The sequence below is a fragment of the Xenophilus sp. Marseille-Q4582 genome (assembly GCF_916700565.1).
Classification (GTDB): Bacteria; Pseudomonadota; Gammaproteobacteria; order Burkholderiales; family Burkholderiaceae_C; genus Xenophilus.
The window spans coordinates 46201-63171 of the sequence record NZ_CAKAKO010000004.1; the positions used below are offsets into that span (position 1 = coordinate 46201).

A 16971-nucleotide genomic window follows, 5' to 3' on the forward strand; every position below is an offset into this window, starting at 1 on the left:
ATGCAGCTTCGAAATCTTGAGCCCTCATCGAGTAGCAAGGACTGGGACCACAAGTGGGCAGATATTTTTTCGCACTATCAGCAGGATCTTCGCCATGCCTATTACATTCACGCCATGCTGGATGCCGAAGAGAACCATGTACTGGAGCTAGGGGCAGGAAGTTTTCGCGATATGGCGGAATTGCGTAGACGGGGAATCGACTGCGAAGGTATGGACTTCTCGCCGGAATCGGTCCGTCTGGCACGGAAGCAGTTTCCAGAGTTTTCGAAGGCGATCCATCAAATGAGTGCCTTCGAAATGTCGTTCGATGACAAAGCATTTGATGTGAGCTATCACAACGGGTTTTGGGTTCTATTTGAAGACTCGCAGATCCAAACGCTTGCGGCTGAGCAGGCCCGCGTCACACGGCATAAGTTAATTGCGACAGTTCACAATGCCCACAACAAACAGTTCCTTGAATACTTTGACCGGCTGAAGGTGAGTGATCCTCTCTATGATATTCGTTTCTTTGAAATGGATGAGATTTTTGATTTATTGCGGCAGGTGTGCCGCGATGTCATGATCGTTCCCGTCGGCAAGGGCAAGAAACATCATGAGGACTTTCTGATCAAGAGTGGAATCACCGATCCGAGGACCTTGCGTGCCTGTTTTGACGAAAGTGGATTGTCATATTTGGAAAGCAGCGAGCGGTTGATGTGCATCGGGACAGTTCGATAATCGGGTGAATCCATGATTATTCCCGACGATTTTTGATCGCCAGAAGAATCAATGATGTCACCGCCTCCGTCACCAATAGAGCCAATGCCGAGGAATTGGCTCCCCAGCGGCACAAAAGAATCAGATTGAGCAATACGGTCAGAAGCAAACCCGCGACTTCGACCATAGAGCGTGCATACTGTCGATGCGCGGCAGTCAGTTTTGCAGCCAAGCACTGGCGCAGCGCAAAAAGCATGGGCCAAGGCGCCAGCACCAGGAGGTATTGCGCGGCGTCTTCGTAGTCGGGGCCAAACAGGCGTGGGACGAATGGACTGACAACCAACATGGCTAGGCCAGCTAAGCAACCATAACTCAAGGCCGACAGCAGCACAGCGCGATAGGTGCGCTGCTGACTGCCGGTGGCGCACTCGGCTATCAGTCGAGGCAGCGTTGCGCTGATGAGCGCGGAAACTGGCAGAACGAAGAGGCTGGCGACGCGAAATGCGACGGAGTAAGGTCCGACTACTGCGGCCCCCAGCAGTTGCAGCATCAGAATCTTGTCTACTTCTTGATAACTGGTTCCAGCAGCGTTGCTGATGGCGTAGGGCGCGCCCTGTCGAATGGAATCGCGCAGGGGCAGATATGCACGCCAAGCGGGCGGGCCATCAATTCGGGCCACCAAGGCGATCGCCGCGGCAAAGCCCAGTATGGTGCCTCCGAAATGGGCCCATGCAGCATGTTCCGGTGTGGCGCTAAGGCCACTGGCCATCGCGCTGAGCACGGCCAAGGTGCGACCCATTGGAACGAGGCAGACGGACAGAGCTGATGCGCCGCCGTGTTCCAATGCATAACACTGGCTGCTAGCGGCATGAGAGGCGGGCAGCAGCAGGAGTTCGGACACCGCCAGAAGAAGGAGCGGACCCAGAGCCAGTTGCTGCGACAATAGCGAGACCGATATGAGCAGCGTCACAATCACCAATGCGCTGCCGACGATGCCGGTTTGCACTAATGCTGTAGTCCACATGGCACGTGAACGGCTGCGGTCTTGCCCAATGTGCTGGGTCAGCAGCAAGGCGCTGCCCCAATTGCCCAGAGGCGTGGCCAACGCGGCCAAAGCCACTGATCCGGCAAACAGGCCGTAGCCTTCAGCGCCAAGCCATCGTGAAACGATCAGCAGGTAAGCGGCTTGGATGATGGCGCGTATGCCCAATCCAGTGGCACCGAGCAATGTGTTCTGGCCCAGCCGCCCTGGCCTATAGTTCACCAGCGTGCGCCATGCATTGTTCATTGCGATTGTCCAGCCTTTGTCGCTTGGTGGGGCATTTGCCGACGCCGGCGTTTCAATGTGGGTAGCCGCATGACAATGGTTTTATAGCCCGTGGCAATGAAGTTGATCAGGGTGAAGTGCCGCTTGAAGTCGGCAAGCGCAATTCTGATTGCAGGTAAATCACACGAACGCAACGCCCATAGGAGCAATCCGGCAGCTGAGTCCCAGCGGTAGCCTAGCGGATAATCGGCGCCCACAGCGAAGAATGCGCGGGCCGCAGTATCGAATTCGAGTGCGGATTTATAGAAAGCGACTCTTGCTCGGGCTCCGGAGCGCAAGGCGGAATTGGGGCTGACGCGGTAGACGGCAGTCACTTCCGGAACATAGCCGACTTGGCTGCGTGCGGTAATCCAGGCGGACAGTACACTGTCACCAAAATGGTACTTGGCGTCCATCAGCCCCGATGCGTACCATTCGGCCACGGTCTCTCTACGCAGAAGGATGGTGCAGGTGCGCAATATTTTGGGATAGTGCCACGTGGCAAAGATGTTACCACTCAGATATTTCTCGGAAACCCTTGCATGCACAGATTTCGTTAAACTGTATTCCCACGCTCCATTGCGCAGGTGGCATCGGGTCCAGTCGCTGTGAACGATGCCAATTTTCCGGTTGCTTTCCATCAGCGCAACTTGGCGCGCCAACTTATACGGTGTACACCAGTAATCGTCACCTTCACAATAGGCTATATACTCACCGCGCGCCTTATTAAAAATCCGCAGTGAATTGGCGTTCATTCCCACGTTGTTCGGCGAATGAATCACGCGAATGATCCTGGGATAGCGCTTCTGGTATTCAAGCGAAATTTGAAGGGTGGTATCGGTAGAAGCATCTTCGCCAATGATCAGCTCAAAGGAAAAATCACATTGCTGATTGACGACGCCTTCGATAGCTTCAGACAAATAGTTGGCGTGATTATAGGTAATCATCAACACGGTAACGCGCGGTTCCTGCACCAGCGCTAGTGTGTCGCTCACTTCGCGCGCCTGATTTTGATGATTGAGATTGTTATCCTCGATCTGGTTCATGCCGGATTCCGCGGTGAAGACGTGTTGGCTTATGCGGCAGGAAATCGGGCAGTAGCCTCGCTCGGGCTCATGCGCTCCGCTCCAGTCGGAACACCACTGTGGGGATGATCGGCCGTAGCGGGATCAGAAGCGCATCGGACGTACGGATCAGGGTTGACGGCGACATGCTCAGCTCCTGGCTCGGGGCATTGCAGGGCACGCGCCAACTTGCGGCCTTGCGCGGGCCATGCAAACTGCGCGGCGAAGATGCGGCTGGACGCCTGCCATATTTCCAAGCCATCGCCCAGCACCTCAAGGGCCGCCTGAGCCAGGCCCGCATAGTCGCCTGGGCGCACAAGCCGGCCGGACTGACCTTCCCGGACGGCGTCGACGACGCCGCCCGTCGCAAACGCCACGGTGGGCAAGCCATGGGCCGCGGCCTCGATGGCGACCATGCCGAAGCCTTCCGGGTCGTCCGGGATGTGGCGCACGGGGAAGACATGCACGTCGGCCGCCTCGTAGACGGTGGCCAGAACCTGCGCATCGGTGATGACGCCCAGGAAGCGCAGATGGCCAGCGACGCCAGATTGCTCAGCTTGGGCCTGGATGCTTTCCACGGTCTGGAGGCCGGCGCCGAGGGAGTTCCGAGGAGCTTCGCCGACTACGACCAGCACTGTATCGGGCTCGGCCTGCACAATGGTTGGCAGCGCGCGCTGCACGAACTCGCGCAATCCCTTGCGGGTCGTCAGACGTCCCACGGAGAGCAAGATCTTCTTGCCATGCAGCCCGTGCTGGGCCTTGAACGCTTCAATGCGCTCGGCGGATTGAGGGGTGGCGGGCAGGCTGACGCCAGGATGGACGATGTTCACGCGGTTTGAGCTGACACCGGCAGCCAGGGCCAAGTCCTGTGTGGGAGTGCTGTTAACGATGACGCAATCAAGTCTCTTCAAGACTGGGTGCCATACGCGGCGGTAGAGACCGTGATTGACCGTGATGTCCAGGCCGTGCAGATACGCGGCCGACCTAGCACCACTGGCCTTGCCGGCGAGCCAAACCAAAGGAGCCGTAAGGCCGCTGCCGGCCAGGATGACATCTGGCCGCCAGCGCAGCGCAGTCCACAATGTCTTGAAGAACGCAATGATTAGGAAGAGGAACAGGGGCTTAAGCGGGGCTTCGGCCAGCGTGACCGAGGCGGGCTTGAGCACGGCTGCACCGCGAGGTCCGATGACTCGCACATCGGCTTGCTTGGCCAGTTCAGCAGCCATGTGCCAGTTGAGCCGCTCCATGCCTCCGACCAGAGGTGGCAGGTTGCGGGTGAGGTGCAGGATCCGGGGATGAGCCTTCATGGGCAGCCTTTTCGTGCCACCGCGTCCGCCGCTGGAAGCGAGGCCAAAACCGGCAAAGAGCGTGGCATTGGATTCTGGGTCTCTGAGCGGGTAGAGCGCGTTGCCCGGCCAGTCATGACTGAGTTCTGGCCATGCGGGGCTTTTCTAGGCGCATACGACGTTGGGACTGGACTTCCAGCGCCCCCGCGTATCGACGATCAACTGCGCGTTGTGTTGCAGCAGCGGGTAGTCAAACCCATCGTGATCCGTTGCCAGCACCAAGCAGTCATAGCCTGCGATGGTGTCCGTTGTGAGCTGCACCGATTGCAGGTCGAAGTGATAGTCCCGCTTGCGCGGGAAGACGGGCACATGCGGGTCGCTGTAATCAATGAGGGCTCCCTTGGCCTGCAGCAGGTCCATGATTTCGACGGCGGGTGATTCGCGTGTGTCGTCGATGTTCTTTTTGTAGGCCAGTCCCAGCACCAGGATGCGGCTGCCCTTGATGGCCTTGCCGCGCTCGTTCAGTGCGTCTGCCACCTTGCCGACGACCCAATGCGGCATGTAGTGGTTGATTTCACCAGCCAGTTCGATGAAGCGGGTGTTGACGCCGTACTCGCGGGCCTTCCAGGTCAGGTAGAACGGGTCGATCGGAATGCAATGCCCACCCAATCCGGGGCCTGGCTTGTAGGGCACGAAACCGAAGGGTTTGGTGGCCGCCGCGTCGATCACTTCGTGGATGTTGATGCCCATCTTGTCGGCCACGATCTTCATTTCGTTGACCAGACCGATGTTGACGCTGCGATGAATGTTCTCCAGCAGCTTGGTCATTTCCGCAGCGCGGGTGGAACTGACGGGCACCATGCGGTCGATGGCATGCGCGTACAGAGCCTGGCCCAGTTGCAAGCAACTGGGCGTAGTGCCGCCAATGACCTTGGGAATGTCCTTGGTGCCGTAGCGCGGATTCCCGGGGTCTTCTCGCTCGGGGCTGAATACCAGCGCGCAGTTCAGGCCGGGTTCGAGCCCGCGCGCGCGCAGGCGAGGAGCCAGTATTTCCTCTGTGGTGCCCGGCCAGGTGGTACTTTCCAGGCTCACCAACTGCTCCTCGCGCATGTGCGGCAGAGCTGCCTCAATCGTGTCTACGATGAAGCTCAGGTCAGGTTCGCGATGCCGATCGAGCGGCGTCGGAACGCAGATGATGAGGGCATCTACTTCTGCGGTCCGGCTGAAGTCGTGCGTGGCTTCAAAACCTTGGGCCGCTGCTCGGCTGATTCGCTCTGGCGAAATACGTTCGATGTAACTGCCACCCGCGTTGAGCGTCCGGACTTTGGTGGTATCTATGTCGAAGCCCAGAACGCGAATCCCGACTTCGTTGAAGCGAAGTGCCAAAGGGAGCCCGACATAGCCAAGGCCATAGACGCCGACCACGCAGGTTTTCTCGGTGATGCGCTCGCGCAGGATGCGAAGTGTGTCCATGGCATGCATGGTAAGCGTGTCTCCCGTAATCGTGACCGTCTGTAAGCGGGGACGCGATGCCATTTGCTGCGTGCAAACAACTCAATCTGCAACGAGGCCCGCGACGGCGATCGCGCAGGAATTGGGGAAGTCGGTGTCCACCGTCAGCCGGTTGACCGCTCGAGCGGAGGCGCGCGCGGAACTCAAGAACTGACCCGTGGGTCGGCAACTATGGGTGCTCAGCGCGTGAGGCCGGTGCTTCATTCAATTGCACGTCCTCATACAGCGCTTCGATCGGCAGGATGAGGCTGATGCTGGCAAATTCGATTCGAGCGCCCGCTTCAAAGGGGTAGAGAACCCAACGGTCTTGGGCGTCGCGGCGGAACAGGTCCACGCTCAGCCGCTCGGGGTCGATGAGCAGGTATTCGCGCAGGCTGGGCAGCTTTCGGTAGGCGGCGAATTTGGCGCCCCGGTCATAGGCGCTGGTGGTGGGCGATAGCACTTCGGCCACCAGCGTGGGGGCGCTCTTGGCCAGGCTTTGCGCACGGTCGGATTCGGCGCAGGTGACGAACACGTCGGGATAGAAGAACGCGTTGTCGGCCTGCACGTGCAGTTTCATGTCGGAAATGAACACGCTGCAAGGGCCGCCCCGCAGATGGGTGCGCAGTGCCATGAAAAGGTTGCCGGCCACGGTGACATGAGCGTCCGAGGCGCCCGCCATGGCGAACACTTCGCCGTCCAGGTACTCGTGTTTTTCGGCCTGCTGGGCTTCCCAGTCCAGATAGGCTTGCTCGTCGAAACGGGGCTGTCTTTGAGGCAGGTTCATCGCCAGTCCTGAGTTACCTTGTGAGGCCCCGATTGTGGCGCTGGCGATAGCCGTCCAGTGCAAAGGCCGTAAGGCCCGTGAGATCGACTTTTCGGCCACCTCTGCCTGTCAACGCACTTCGACCGTCACGCGCCGATTCCTCGGCTCATCCACCTCGTCCGCCGTCGGCACGGCCAGATCGCGCTCGCCACGCCCGGCCGCCTCGATGCGCTGCGGCGGAAAGCCCTGCTGCACCAGCATTTGCCGCACTTCCTGCGCGCGGCGCAAAGACAGTTGGTCGTTGCGCGGGCCGGCGCCCTGGGTGTCGGTGTGGCCGATGACCACGATGTCCCCCCCGATGCGGGCGGTGGCGGCGCTCAGCAACTGGGGCAGCAACTGCTGGGATTCCGGGGTCAGGGCCGTGTTGCCCACGTTGAAGTACAGCGTGTAGTGCTGGATGGGCGGCGGCATCAGGGAGAAAAGCGTGGCGTTCTCCTGCCGCACCTGGCCGGGGTCGGCCTGCTCCAGCGTGGGCGCGGCGTTGCTGCCGCGAGACACCGTGGCCCGTTGATAGGGTTGCGACAGCAGCTGTTCCCCTTGCGCATTGCGCACCACGACGGCAGAGGCGCTGCCGTCTTCTTGCGGCAGCAGCACCACGCGGGTGGCAGGGGTGGAGCAGGCCGCCAACAACGCGGTCAGCGCTGCGGCGGCCAAAAGGCGGGAAGTGGAGCGGAATGGCAAGAGCAAGGCGTCCTTTCTCCTCCTCATGGATGCGCGTCCGTGCTGACGATGAAGTCAGTGCCGCGGATGCCGATGGTGGCGGTCTGAGTGTCAATGCGCACAGCTTCGGGCTGCTTCTTGGCGATCAGGCCGCTGACCATGCGCATGGAGCCCTGCAGCAGAGACAGCAGGATGTTGCCGTCGTGCGTGGTGGCGTTGAACTGGTACTGCTTCAGATCGAGTTGCGACTGCGGCCCGACGACCAGCACGGTGCCGTCGCGCAGGCGCAGGCTGGCGCCGCTGTGGGCGCCGGTCTGGATGCGGTCCACCTGGCTCACGCCGTCGCCCGGTTGGGCGATCTCCGTGCGGCCATCGGCGCGCAGCAGGCGCACTTCGCCTTGCACCGACTTCAGAACGCCCGCCTGCATGGCGGCTGACGGGGCGCCTGTGGGGGACGGAGCCGCCGCGGAAGGGGCAGCGGGCACGATCGGGCCCACAGAGGACTGGGCCCACAAGGAGAGGGGCGCGACCAGAGCAGCGCTGAGTGCGCAGACCCGAAAGCCGCCCAGGGTGGATGTGCGGGGGCGTGGCAAGCGTCGCATAGGGATCGAGCCTCCAGAAAGGTGGTGGGGAGAAACGAATGTTAAGCGGCCGTCTGAAATCGTGTTGCCCATAATGCCGCGCCATTGCCGCCAGATGCGGGCGGCTTTCACGAAATGGGGATCTGAATGAAGGCGCTGTTGCAGCGGGTGCGCGAGGCGCGCGTGGTGGTGGAGGGTCAGGTGGTCGGCCAGATCGGGGCCGGATTGCTGGTGCTGGTGTGTGCCGAGCCCGAGGACAGCGAGGCGGTGGGCGAGCGCCTGCTGGCGAAGATCCTCAAACTGCGCATCTTCAGCGACGAGGCCGGCAAGATGAACCGCAGCGTGCAGGACGTGGGCGGCGGCCTGCTGCTGGTGAGCCAGTTCACGCTGGCTGCCGATGTGCGCGGCGGCAACCGGCCCAGCTTCACGGCCGCCGCGCCGCCGGATCTGGGCCGGCGCCTGTACGACGCCTTCGTGGCGCAGGCGCGGGCGCAGCACCCGCAGGTGCAGACGGGCGTCTTTGGCGCCGACATGCAGGTGCACCTGGTCAACGACGGGCCGGTCACCATTCCGATCGAGATGCGCTGAATGCAAGACCGCGCGCGGCCGGCGCGCAGTACCACGGGCATGGCGGCGGAATGGCCTCACGCCCCGCCTGCTGCCTACTGCCGCCAGAAAAACACCGCGGCCATCACCAACCCCGTGGCGACGATGCCCGCGCGCAGCCAGGGCGCGGGAATGCGCCGCGCCACGCGCGCGCCGCCGTAGCCGCCCAGCGTGGCCGCGACCATCATCAGCAGCGCCTGCGGCCACAGCACCAGCCCGCCCACGGCGTAGATCAGCACCGCGATGGCCGTGAGCACGGCCGACACCAGGTTCTTCATGCCGTTCATGGCGTGCAGCTGCGTCTGCCCCAGCAGGCCGAACAGCGCCAGCAGCAGGATGCCCAGCCCGCCGTTGAAGTAACCGCCGTAGGCGGCCACGGCCAGCACGCCCAGCGTGGCCTTGAGCGCGGACGGCGGGGCATGCTCGCCCGAGGCCGGCGCCGTCCAGGCGCGCAGGCGCGGGCCCAGCGCGAACAGGGCGGTCGCCGCCAGCAGCAGCCAGGGCACGATGCGGCGGAAGGCCGCGTCGGAGGTCATCAGCAGCAGGGCCGCGCCCGCCGCACCGCCGATCAGCGACAGCAGCAGCATGCGCTGCAGCGTCAGGCCGGGCGGCGGCTGCCAGTCTTCCCGAAAGCCCCAGGCGCCGGCCAGGTAGCCGGGCAGCAGCGCGACGGTGCCCGTGGCGTTGGCCATCACGGGCGGCACGCCGGTCAGCACCAGCGCGGGCAGGGTCAGGAAGCTGCCGCCGCCGGCCACGGCGTTGAGCGCGCCCGCGACGAAGGCTGCGGCCAGCAGCACGGCGGTATCGAACATGGGAAAGGCCTCCGGAAAGGGCGGCCGGTCTGGGCCGGCTCGCGTGATGCAGAACAGTGAAAGAGGAAGAAAGGGCGGCGCGGCAGGGCCGCCGCGCGCCCGCCCGGCCTTCAGCGGTAGGGGTTGCGCACGCCCAGGCCGGCCAGGATCTCGATTTCGCGCGCTTCCATGGCCTCGGCGTCTTCCTCGCCGGTTTCATGGTCCCAGCCCTGCGCGTGCAGGGTGCCGTGCACCAGCAGGTGGGCGTAATGGTCGGCCAGGCTGCGGCGCGCTTCCCGGGCCTCGCGCGCGATCACCGGGGCGCACAGCACCAAGTCGGCCATCACCAGCGGCGACTGCGCGTAGTCGAAGGTCAGCACGTTGGTGGCGTAGTCCTTGCCGCGGAACTCGCGGTTGAGCTGCTGGCCTTCCTCGGCGTCGACGATGCGCACCGTGATCTCGGCCGGCCGCTCCAGTGCATGGCGGATGCAGCGCGCCACGCGGTGGCGCGGCAGTGCGTCGCGGTGGCGCGCGGCGTCGTCGAAGCGGGCGAATTGCAGCGAAAGGGTCAGGTCGGGCAGCGGCATGGCGGTTCCGTCAAGTCCGCTTGCCGGTCTTGTCATAGGCGTCGACGATGCGCGCCACCAAGGGGTGGCGCACCACGTCGCCGCTGTTGAAGTGCGTGAAGGCCAGGCCGGCCACGCGGCGCAGCACGCGTTCGGCGTCGATCAGGCCGCTGGTCTGCGTCTTGGGCAGGTCGATCTGGCTCACGTCGCCCGTCACCACGCACTTGCTGCCAAAGCCGATGCGCGTGAGGAACATCTTCATCTGTTCGGGCGTGGTGTTCTGCGCCTCGTCGAGGATGACGAAGGCGTTGTTCAGCGTGCGCCCGCGCATGAAGGCCAGCGGCGCGATCTCCAGTGCGTTGCGCTCGAAGGCCTTGTTCACCTTCTCGAAACCCATCAGGTCGTAGAGCGCGTCGTACAGCGGTCGCAGGTACGGGTCCACCTTCTGCGTCAGGTCGCCGGGCAGGAAACCCAGGCGCTCGCCGGCCTCCACGGCCGGACGCGTGAGCACGATGCGCTGCACGGCCGAGCGCTCCAGCGCGTCGACGGCGCAGGCCACGGCCAGGTAGGTCTTGCCGGTGCCGGCGGGGCCGATGCCGAAGGTGATGTCGTGGTCGGCGATGTTCTGCAGGTACACGCTCTGGTTGGGCGTGCGTGCGCGCAGGTCGTTGCGGCGCGTGCTCAGCACCAGGGCGCCGTCGGCGTCTTCGGCCAGCATGCTGTCGCCCGCCAGCGTGAGCTGCACCATGGCCGCGTCCAGCGGTCGCTGCGCCATCTCGTAGAGCGCCTGCAGCGTTTCCATCGCGCGCGTGGCCCGGGCCTTGGGCCCGTCGACCTTGAAGACTTCGTTGCGGTGGGCGATCTTCACCTCCAGCGCCTCCTCGATGCGGCGCAGGTGCGCGTCCATGGGGCCGCACAGGTGCGCCAGGCGGGTGTTGTTCGGGGGGGTGAAGCTGTGGCGGAGAATCACGCGGTTTTCGTCCAGAGGCCGGAAGACGGCCAGAAGCTTCGATGATAGGCAAACTCACCGGCACGCTTGCCGAGCGCAACCCGCCGCAGATCGTGATCGACTGCCATGGCGTCGGCTACGAAGTCGATGTGCCGATGAGCACCTTCTACAACCTGCCGCAGCTGGGCGAGAAGGTGTCGCTGCTCACGCATTTCGTGGTGCGCGAGGACGCGCAGATCCTCTACGGCTTCGGCACCGCCGGCGAGCGCGCGGCTTTTCGCGAACTCATCAAGATCAGCGGCGTGGGGCCGCGCACGGCCCTGAGCGTGCTCTCGGGCATGAGCGTCAACGAACTGTCGCAGGCCATCACGCTGCAGCAGGCCGGCCGGCTGGTCAAGGTGCCGGGCATCGGCAAGAAGACGGCCGAGCGCCTGCTGCTGGAGCTGAAAGGCAAGCTCGGCGATGCGCTGGGCGGGCCGGCTGGCGCCGCCCAGCCCGCCAGCGACGTGCAGGCCGACATCCTGCAGGCACTGCTGGCGCTGGGCTACAGCGACAAGGAAGCCGCCGCTTCGCTCAAGGCCCTGCCCCAGGACGTGGGCGTGAGCGAAGGCATCAAGCTCGCGCTCAAGGCGCTGGCCAAGTAGCCGTTGCGCGGCCCCTGGCCGCTACGGCACCCACCAGAAGCGCAGCGCGTGGAAGTAGATCGGCGCGGCGAAGATGACCGAGTCGAGCCGGTCCAGCATGCCGCCGTGGCCCTCGATCAGGGTGCCCCAGTCCTTCACGCCGCGGTCGCGCTTGATGGCCGACATCACCAAACCGCCGAAGAAACCCATGACGCAGAGGGTCAGCGCCATCAGCGCCGCCTGCCAGAAGGTGAAGGGCGTGGCCCAGGCCAGCAGCGCGCCCAGCAGCGTGGCGCTGGCCACGCCGCCGATCAGGCCTTCCCAGGTCTTGGACGGCGACAGTTCGGGCGCCACTTTGCGTTTGCCGATGAGCTTGCCCCAGATGTACTGCAGCACGTCGCTGCCCTGCACGACGATGACGAGAAAGGCGATCAGCAGCAGGTTGCGCCCTTCGAAGCCCGGAATCTGCAGCGTGAGCAGCGCCGGCACGTGGCTGATGCAGAACACGCAGACCATCAGGCCCCACTGCACCTTGGCCGTGCGTTCCAGGAAGCGCTTGGTGTCGCCGCCCACGGCCGACAGGATGGGCAGCACGAGGAAGGCGTAGACCGGGATGAAGATCGAATAGAGGCCGTACCACTCGATCCACACCAGGAAGTACTGCACCGGCAGCCCGATGTAGAACGCCGCTGCGATGGCGTGGTGGTCACCGCGGCGCGTGTAGGCCAGGCTGATGAACTCGCGCAGCGCGTAGAAGGAGATCAGGTAGAACAGCAGGATCACGCCGCCCTTGCCGAAGGCGAAGGCCAGGCCGATCACGGCCACCATCACCCACCAGGCGTTGACGCGCGCGTTGAGGTTGTCGATGACGCTGTGCGGCGCACCGTGCGCCACCTGCCGCTTGAGCAGCCAGCCGATGGCCGAGGCGAGGATCAGCACCCCCGCGACGCCGCCGAACAGCATCAGCGTGGTCTGCGTCTGCGGGCTCATGGCCGGCCCTCCGGCGCGCCCGGGGCCGCGGGCGCGGGGTCGGCCACGGGCTCGTCGCGGTCATGCTCGGGCCGCAGGTCCAGCATGGCCTGGCGCGCCCGGGCCAGGAAGGCGGCCTTGTCCTCGCCGTCGGCCAGCGCGATGGGCGCGCCGTAGCGCACCGAGCAGGCCAGCGGAATGGGCACCAGCGTGCCCTTGGGCAGCACGCGCTTGAGGTTCTCGATCCACACCGGCACCAGCCGCACCTGTGGACAGGCCTTGGCGATGTGGAACAGCCCGCTCTTGAGCGGCAACATGATTTCGTCGCCCGTGTTGCGCGTGCCTTCGGGGAACATGATCAGCGAATCGCCGCCATTGAGCGCCTCGGTCATCTGCTCGACCGGGTTGGGGCCACCGGCCGAGCCGTCGCGCTTGATCATCAGCGCGTTGAACACGTCCTGCCCCACAAACTGCCGGGCTTTGGATGCCATCCAGTAATCCTGCCCCGCCACCGGCCGCGTGACGGCCCGCAGGTCGGGCGGCAGCGTGGCCCACAGCAGCACGAAGTCGCCGTGGCTGGTGTGGTTGGCAAAGTACAGCGTCTGCTCGGCCTTGGGCGTGGTGCCGGCCCACACGGCGCGCACGCCCGTGAGCAGGCCGGCCGCGCCGATGATCAGCCGCCCCACGCAAGAGGCCAGGAAGCGGCGCGCCAGCACGCGCAGCGGCGGCGCGTCGGAGCGGAGGGCGTCTTTCATGTCATTCATGCGGGGCGTCCTGCCGCGCGCCGCGCGTCATTTCAGCGTCTCCGTGATCAGCGCCAGCACGAACATCGCGCTCTGGCAGGCCACCAGCACGCCATGCCGTTGCAGCAGTTGGCGCGTGGCACGCATGCGTTCCTCCAGGCCGCGCTCGGGGCGCGGCGCGGTGCGCAGGCCCAGGCGCTCCAGGGCCACGTCCAGCGACAGCAGAGACACCACGCGGCCCTGGGCCAGCCCGTCGAAGAGGCGCTCGTCGAAGCGCAGGCGGAAGGCGAAATAGCGCTCCAGCAGGCCCAGCAGGGCCGTGGCGCCGAAGCACAGCGTGGCCGTGAAGCCCAGGTCGGGCAGCACCAGGGCCAGCACGGCGGCCGAGATGGCGCTGAGCGCGAAGCCCCACAGCGCCAGCAGGGCGGCGGCATGCAGCAGGGCGGCCAGGGTTGCGCATTGGGTGCGCTCGTGTTCGGTCATCTTCGCGGGTGCTCCTCCGCCCCCGAGCTTAGCGCGGCCAGCGCGGCCAGCCAGCGCTCGCGCAGCACGACCTGCGGGCGCGCGGCGCGCACCAGCGCCTCGGCGGCCTGCGGCGCACGGCCCTGCAGCACCAGCAGGGCGATCAGCGCCGCGGCGCTGCGCGAAAAGCCCAGCGCGCAGCAGACCCACACCTCGCCGCTCGCGGCGCCTTGCGCCTGCGCGCGGCGGCGCTGCGCCTCGATCAGCGCGGCCGCGCGGCGCAAACGCCCGGGCGGCGGAACGACCAGGTCGAGCAGCGGCAGGCCACGCGCGCGGCCGGCCTGGCGCGCCCGTGCGGGCGGCTGCAGCTCGGCGCTCAGGCTCAGCAGGTGCGGGCGGCCGGCGGCCTGCCATTCGGCCGTGCTGGGCAGGCGGCCCAGGCGCAGGCCGGGCGCCACTTCCACGCTGGCGGGCAGGCGGCGCGTCCACAGCCAGGCGTTGATCGCTGCGCCGGCCCGGTACGGCGCATACAGCCAGCGCGCGGCCCAGGCCATGCGGCCCTGGCTGTCCATGGCGAAGCCACGCGCACCGAAGCCCAGGTAGTTGAGCGCCACCAGCGCCAGCGACGCGGTGGGCCAGGCCAGCCACAGGCCGGCGCCGCCAAGCCACAGCGCCAGCGCCAGGCACAGCGCCGCGCCCACGCCATAGAAGCCGGCCAGCTTCAGCCGCTGCGGATCGCGCGCCAGCCGCCACGCGCGCGGCAATGCCACCTGGCGTTCCAGCGGCCACAGCCACACGCAGACCAGGCCCAGCAGTGCGCCGGTCGGGATGTCGATGAAATGGTGCTGGTAGGTGGTCAGCACCGAGCCGCAGATGGCCAGCGCCCACACATGCAGCACCGCGCGCGCCCAGCGCGCGTGGATCAGGCGCCGGTACCAGTCCCACAGGATCACGGCCAGCGCGATGTGCAGCGAGGGGGCCTGGTTGTAGGGCTGGTCGAAGCCGCGCAGCGCGTTGAACAGAAAGGCCGGCGCGCCGCTGACCTCGGGCTGGCCGAAGCTGAAATGCAGCGGCCACAGCGCGAAGCAGCTGACGGCGATCAGCTGGGCCGTGAGCAGGCGCGCCGCATGCCGGTCGACGAGGTGCTTCGTGCGGGCCAGGAACGGCGACAGCGCATAGAACGCGTTGATGGACCAGTACGGAAAGATGGTCCAGGCCCAGAAGGGCATGCCGCGCTCCCAGTCGAACACGACCGAAGGCACGTGGGCGCGCGTGCCGGCCCACCAGTTGGCCAGTCCGTAGCTCAGGTAGAACAGCGGCCCGAGCAGCGCCAGCCAGGCGGCGGCGCGCTTCCACGGCCGGCCCGGCGGCCTTGGGCGGGCACTCATCGCACGACGCGCTGCGCCAGGGAGACCGTGAAGATGCCCCAGCGGTCGATGCGCTGGGTGATCTTGCGAAAGCCGGCCTCTTCGACCAACTGGTCCATCTCGGCCTGCGTGCGCCGGCGCATCACCCAGGCCAAGGGCGGCCCTTCGGGGGGTGTCGCGACGCGGGCATCTGCGGGCTCGGGCGGGCTGCTGCGTTGCAAATGCTCGCCATGGCTGGGGCCATGGCTGTGCTTTGCGCCTTGCATCCCATCCCGATCCGCAGCGCCCGCTTTCCGCTCACCCCCCGAAGGGCCGCCCGTGCCCCGCCGGTGACTGGTGAGCGCGCGCGCGATCATTTCCAGCTGCGGGTGCCAGGGCTGGCCCGTGTAGACCAGGTAGCCGCCGTCTTCCACCGCATCGCCCACGCCGGCCAGCGAGCGCCGCACCATTTCGTTGTCGGGGAAGAGCTCGTACAGGCCCGACACCACGGCCAGCGTGGGCCGCGGCATCACGCTGGCCAGGCTCACGCGGTCGAAGGCGTCGGCCTGCACGAACTGGGCGCGGTCCTGCAGCTCGCGCTCGGCGATCAGTTTCTGTCCGTCGCGCACGTTGATGTCGCTGTAATCGCGCAGCAGGATGGAGTGCGCCTTCACGGGGCTGGCGGCCACGGCGTCGAGCACGTAGCGGCCGTGGCCGGCCGCGATGTCCATCAGCCGCACTTCGCGGTGCGCGGCGGCCAGGCGCTCCATTGCGTCGCGCAGCAGCTCTTCCACATGCAGCTTGCGCTGGCGGATGCCGCGCCATCCGATGGAGTCGAGGTACGTGCGGTCGATGGCCTTGCCGATCAGCGGTGCGCCGGCGGGCTCGTTGCGGTACACATAGTCCAGCGTGCTGCCCGAATCGAAGCCGGTTTCATGCCCCAGTGCCACGCCGCGCGACAGCGCGCCGCCCAGCCTGAGCCCGGCGCGCGTCGCGGCCCAGTACAGCCCGCGCGGTGACAGCGGATGCAGCGGGGCGGCCAGCGCGCGCGACTCCTCGGCCGTGGCGCCCTGCTGGTCGGCGCCGCGCAGGTCCACCGGCGCGGCCGGCGTGTCGAAACCCTGCAGGATGAAGCGGCGCACCGAGCTCACGGCGCCCGCGCGGTCCTTCTCGCCCAGCGTGTCGTGGAAGAAGCCGGGCAGCTCGATCTTCTCCTTCACCGCGCTGCCCAGGCGCTGGAAGAACTGGTGCTGCGGCTTGGAGTGCACCACCCAGTCAGCGCCCGAGATGAGCAGCTGCGTGGGCAGCACGATGGCGTTCGCGTCCTGCACCACGCGTTCGGCGGCCTCGTACAGGTCGAGCAGGATGTTGACGGCGATGGGGCGGCTGATGAGCGGGTCGCTGTCGTAGCTGGCGATGCGTTCCGGGTCGTGCGTGAGGAACTTGGCCTTCACGTAGCTGTTGACGAAGAACAGCCCGCGCAGCTTGTGCATCAGGGCCAGCCCCGGTCGCGCGAAGGGCACGTAGAGCTTGACCTTGAAAGCCGGCGAGGCCAGCGTGAGGCCGCGCACCTTGGGCGCGTAGTCGTGCGCCCAGGTGCTGATGAGCACGGCGCCCACGCTCTGCGCGACGACGTGCATGTCTTCTTCCCGCACGCCGTGGCGGCGCGTGATGTGCTCGACGAAGGTCTGCACGTCGCGCACCGAATGCGCGAAGCTGGGGCTGTGGCCGCGCTCGCCGGGCGAGCGGCCGTGGCCGCGCGCGTCCCAGGCGTAGAAGTCGAAGTCCGGCAGGTCGAGTTCGTCGACCAGGTGCGCCATGCGCGCGCCATGCTCGTGGCCGCGGTGGAACAGCAGCACCGCGCCCCGCCGCTGCGCGCCCGGTGCCGGCACGGCCGGCCAGTGGCGGTAGAAGAGCGACACGCCGTCGTGCGTGTCGAAATGCAGTTCCTGCGCGGTACGAGAGGTCATGAAGGGGACGGTGTGTGACAGGCTCGGAAAAAGGGG

General features: G+C 65.9%; 18 protein-coding genes. 3 read left to right on the top strand and 15 right to left on the bottom strand.

The window, feature by feature from the left end; translation table 11 throughout:
• Positions 1-717 carry a class I SAM-dependent methyltransferase gene (locus tag LG388_RS15525; protein ID WP_225783652.1) on the top strand — a complete coding sequence of 239 codons (717 nt, stop codon included), beginning with the start codon at positions 1-3 and terminating at the stop codon, positions 715-717.
• 16 nt (positions 718-733) lie between these two features.
• Here LG388_RS15525 and LG388_RS15530 read toward each other — a convergent pair whose 3' ends face one another.
• The 7 genes from LG388_RS15530 to LG388_RS15560 form a co-directional block, all read right to left on the bottom strand.
• Positions 734-1984 carry a lipopolysaccharide biosynthesis protein gene (locus LG388_RS15530; RefSeq protein ID WP_225783653.1) on the bottom strand — a complete coding sequence of 417 codons (1251 nt, stop codon included), beginning with the start codon at positions 1982-1984 and terminating at the stop codon, positions 734-736.
• Positions 1981-3048 carry a glycosyltransferase gene (locus LG388_RS15535; RefSeq protein WP_225783654.1) on the bottom strand — a complete coding sequence of 356 codons (1068 nt, stop codon included), beginning with the start codon at positions 3046-3048 and terminating at the stop codon, positions 1981-1983. The genes LG388_RS15530 and LG388_RS15535 overlap by 4 nt, the downstream gene beginning before the upstream one ends.
• 29 nt (positions 3049-3077) lie before the next feature.
• On the bottom strand, positions 3078-4373 hold the full coding sequence (locus tag LG388_RS15540) for a glycosyltransferase family 4 protein (protein ID WP_225783655.1): 1296 nt from the start codon (positions 4371-4373) through the stop codon (positions 3078-3080).
• Between the two features lie 144 nt (positions 4374-4517).
• Complete coding sequence (locus tag LG388_RS15545) at positions 4518-5825, bottom strand: nucleotide sugar dehydrogenase (RefSeq protein WP_225783656.1); 1308 nt, start codon at positions 5823-5825, stop codon at positions 4518-4520.
• A 208-nt stretch (positions 5826-6033) separates the two neighbouring features.
• A complete protein-coding gene (locus LG388_RS15550) occupies positions 6034-6630 on the bottom strand; it encodes a Uma2 family endonuclease (protein ID WP_225783657.1) in 597 nt (198 codons plus the stop codon).
• 108 nt (positions 6631-6738) lie between these two features.
• Positions 6739-7356 carry an OmpA family protein gene (locus LG388_RS15555; RefSeq protein ID WP_225783658.1) on the bottom strand — a complete coding sequence of 206 codons (618 nt, stop codon included), beginning with the start codon at positions 7354-7356 and terminating at the stop codon, positions 6739-6741.
• Positions 7357-7373: 17 nt separating this feature from the next.
• Positions 7374-7757, bottom strand: coding sequence for a FecR domain-containing protein (locus tag LG388_RS15560; protein WP_225783659.1), 384 nt, complete (start codon positions 7755-7757; stop codon positions 7374-7376).
• A gap of 300 nt (positions 7758-8057) precedes the next feature.
• Here LG388_RS15560 and dtd point away from each other — a divergent pair, with 300 nt between their 5' ends.
• The gene (gene dtd / locus LG388_RS15565; RefSeq protein ID WP_225783660.1) at positions 8058-8498 is read left to right on the top strand and encodes a D-aminoacyl-tRNA deacylase; all 441 of its coding nucleotides are present in this window, start codon (positions 8058-8060) and stop codon (positions 8496-8498) included.
• Between the two features lie 74 nt (positions 8499-8572).
• Here the strand turns inward: dtd and LG388_RS15570 are convergent, their stop codons facing one another.
• The 3 genes from LG388_RS15570 to LG388_RS15580 all read right to left on the bottom strand — a co-directional run bounded on the left by LG388_RS15570 (position 8573) and on the right by LG388_RS15580 (position 10843).
• Positions 8573-9328 carry a sulfite exporter TauE/SafE family protein gene (locus LG388_RS15570; protein ID WP_225783661.1) on the bottom strand — a complete coding sequence of 252 codons (756 nt, stop codon included), beginning with the start codon at positions 9326-9328 and terminating at the stop codon, positions 8573-8575.
• Between the two features lie 110 nt (positions 9329-9438).
• On the bottom strand, positions 9439-9894 hold the full coding sequence (gene ybeY / locus LG388_RS15575) for an rRNA maturation RNase YbeY (protein ID WP_225783662.1): 456 nt from the start codon (positions 9892-9894) through the stop codon (positions 9439-9441).
• A gap of 10 nt (positions 9895-9904) precedes the next feature.
• Positions 9905-10843, bottom strand: coding sequence for a PhoH family protein (locus LG388_RS15580; RefSeq protein WP_225783663.1), 939 nt, complete (start codon positions 10841-10843; stop codon positions 9905-9907).
• Positions 10844-10884: 41 nt separating this feature from the next.
• On the opposite strand from LG388_RS15580, the gene ruvA reads away from it, so the two are divergent.
• Positions 10885-11466 carry a Holliday junction branch migration protein RuvA gene (ruvA, locus tag LG388_RS15585; protein WP_225783664.1) on the top strand — a complete coding sequence of 194 codons (582 nt, stop codon included), beginning with the start codon at positions 10885-10887 and terminating at the stop codon, positions 11464-11466.
• A 21-nt stretch (positions 11467-11487) separates the two neighbouring features.
• Here ruvA and LG388_RS15590 read toward each other — a convergent pair whose 3' ends face one another.
• Genes LG388_RS15590 through LG388_RS15610 form a run of 5 tightly spaced genes read right to left on the bottom strand, consistent with a single transcriptional unit; the run spans position 11488 to position 16935 of the window.
• Positions 11488-12435 carry a phosphatidate cytidylyltransferase gene (locus LG388_RS15590; protein ID WP_225783665.1) on the bottom strand — a complete coding sequence of 316 codons (948 nt, stop codon included), beginning with the start codon at positions 12433-12435 and terminating at the stop codon, positions 11488-11490.
• Positions 12432-13169: a 1-acyl-sn-glycerol-3-phosphate acyltransferase gene (locus tag LG388_RS15595; RefSeq protein WP_225783666.1), complete on the bottom strand. Its 738-nt coding sequence runs from the start codon at positions 13167-13169 to the stop codon at positions 12432-12434. Before LG388_RS15595 ends, LG388_RS15590 begins: the two co-directional genes overlap by 4 nt.
• A gap of 36 nt (positions 13170-13205) precedes the next feature.
• Complete coding sequence (locus LG388_RS15600) at positions 13206-13640, bottom strand: hypothetical protein (RefSeq protein WP_225783667.1); 435 nt, start codon at positions 13638-13640, stop codon at positions 13206-13208.
• The gene (locus LG388_RS15605; RefSeq protein WP_225783668.1) at positions 13637-15007 is read right to left on the bottom strand and encodes a phosphatase PAP2/dual specificity phosphatase family protein; all 1371 of its coding nucleotides are present in this window, start codon (positions 15005-15007) and stop codon (positions 13637-13639) included. The genes LG388_RS15600 and LG388_RS15605 overlap by 4 nt, the downstream gene beginning before the upstream one ends.
• Positions 15004-16935, bottom strand: a complete 1932-nt coding sequence (locus LG388_RS15610; RefSeq protein ID WP_225783669.1) for a bifunctional alpha/beta hydrolase/class I SAM-dependent methyltransferase — start codon at positions 16933-16935, stop codon at positions 15004-15006. Before LG388_RS15610 ends, LG388_RS15605 begins: the two co-directional genes overlap by 4 nt.
• Positions 16936-16971 lie beyond the last annotated feature (36 nt).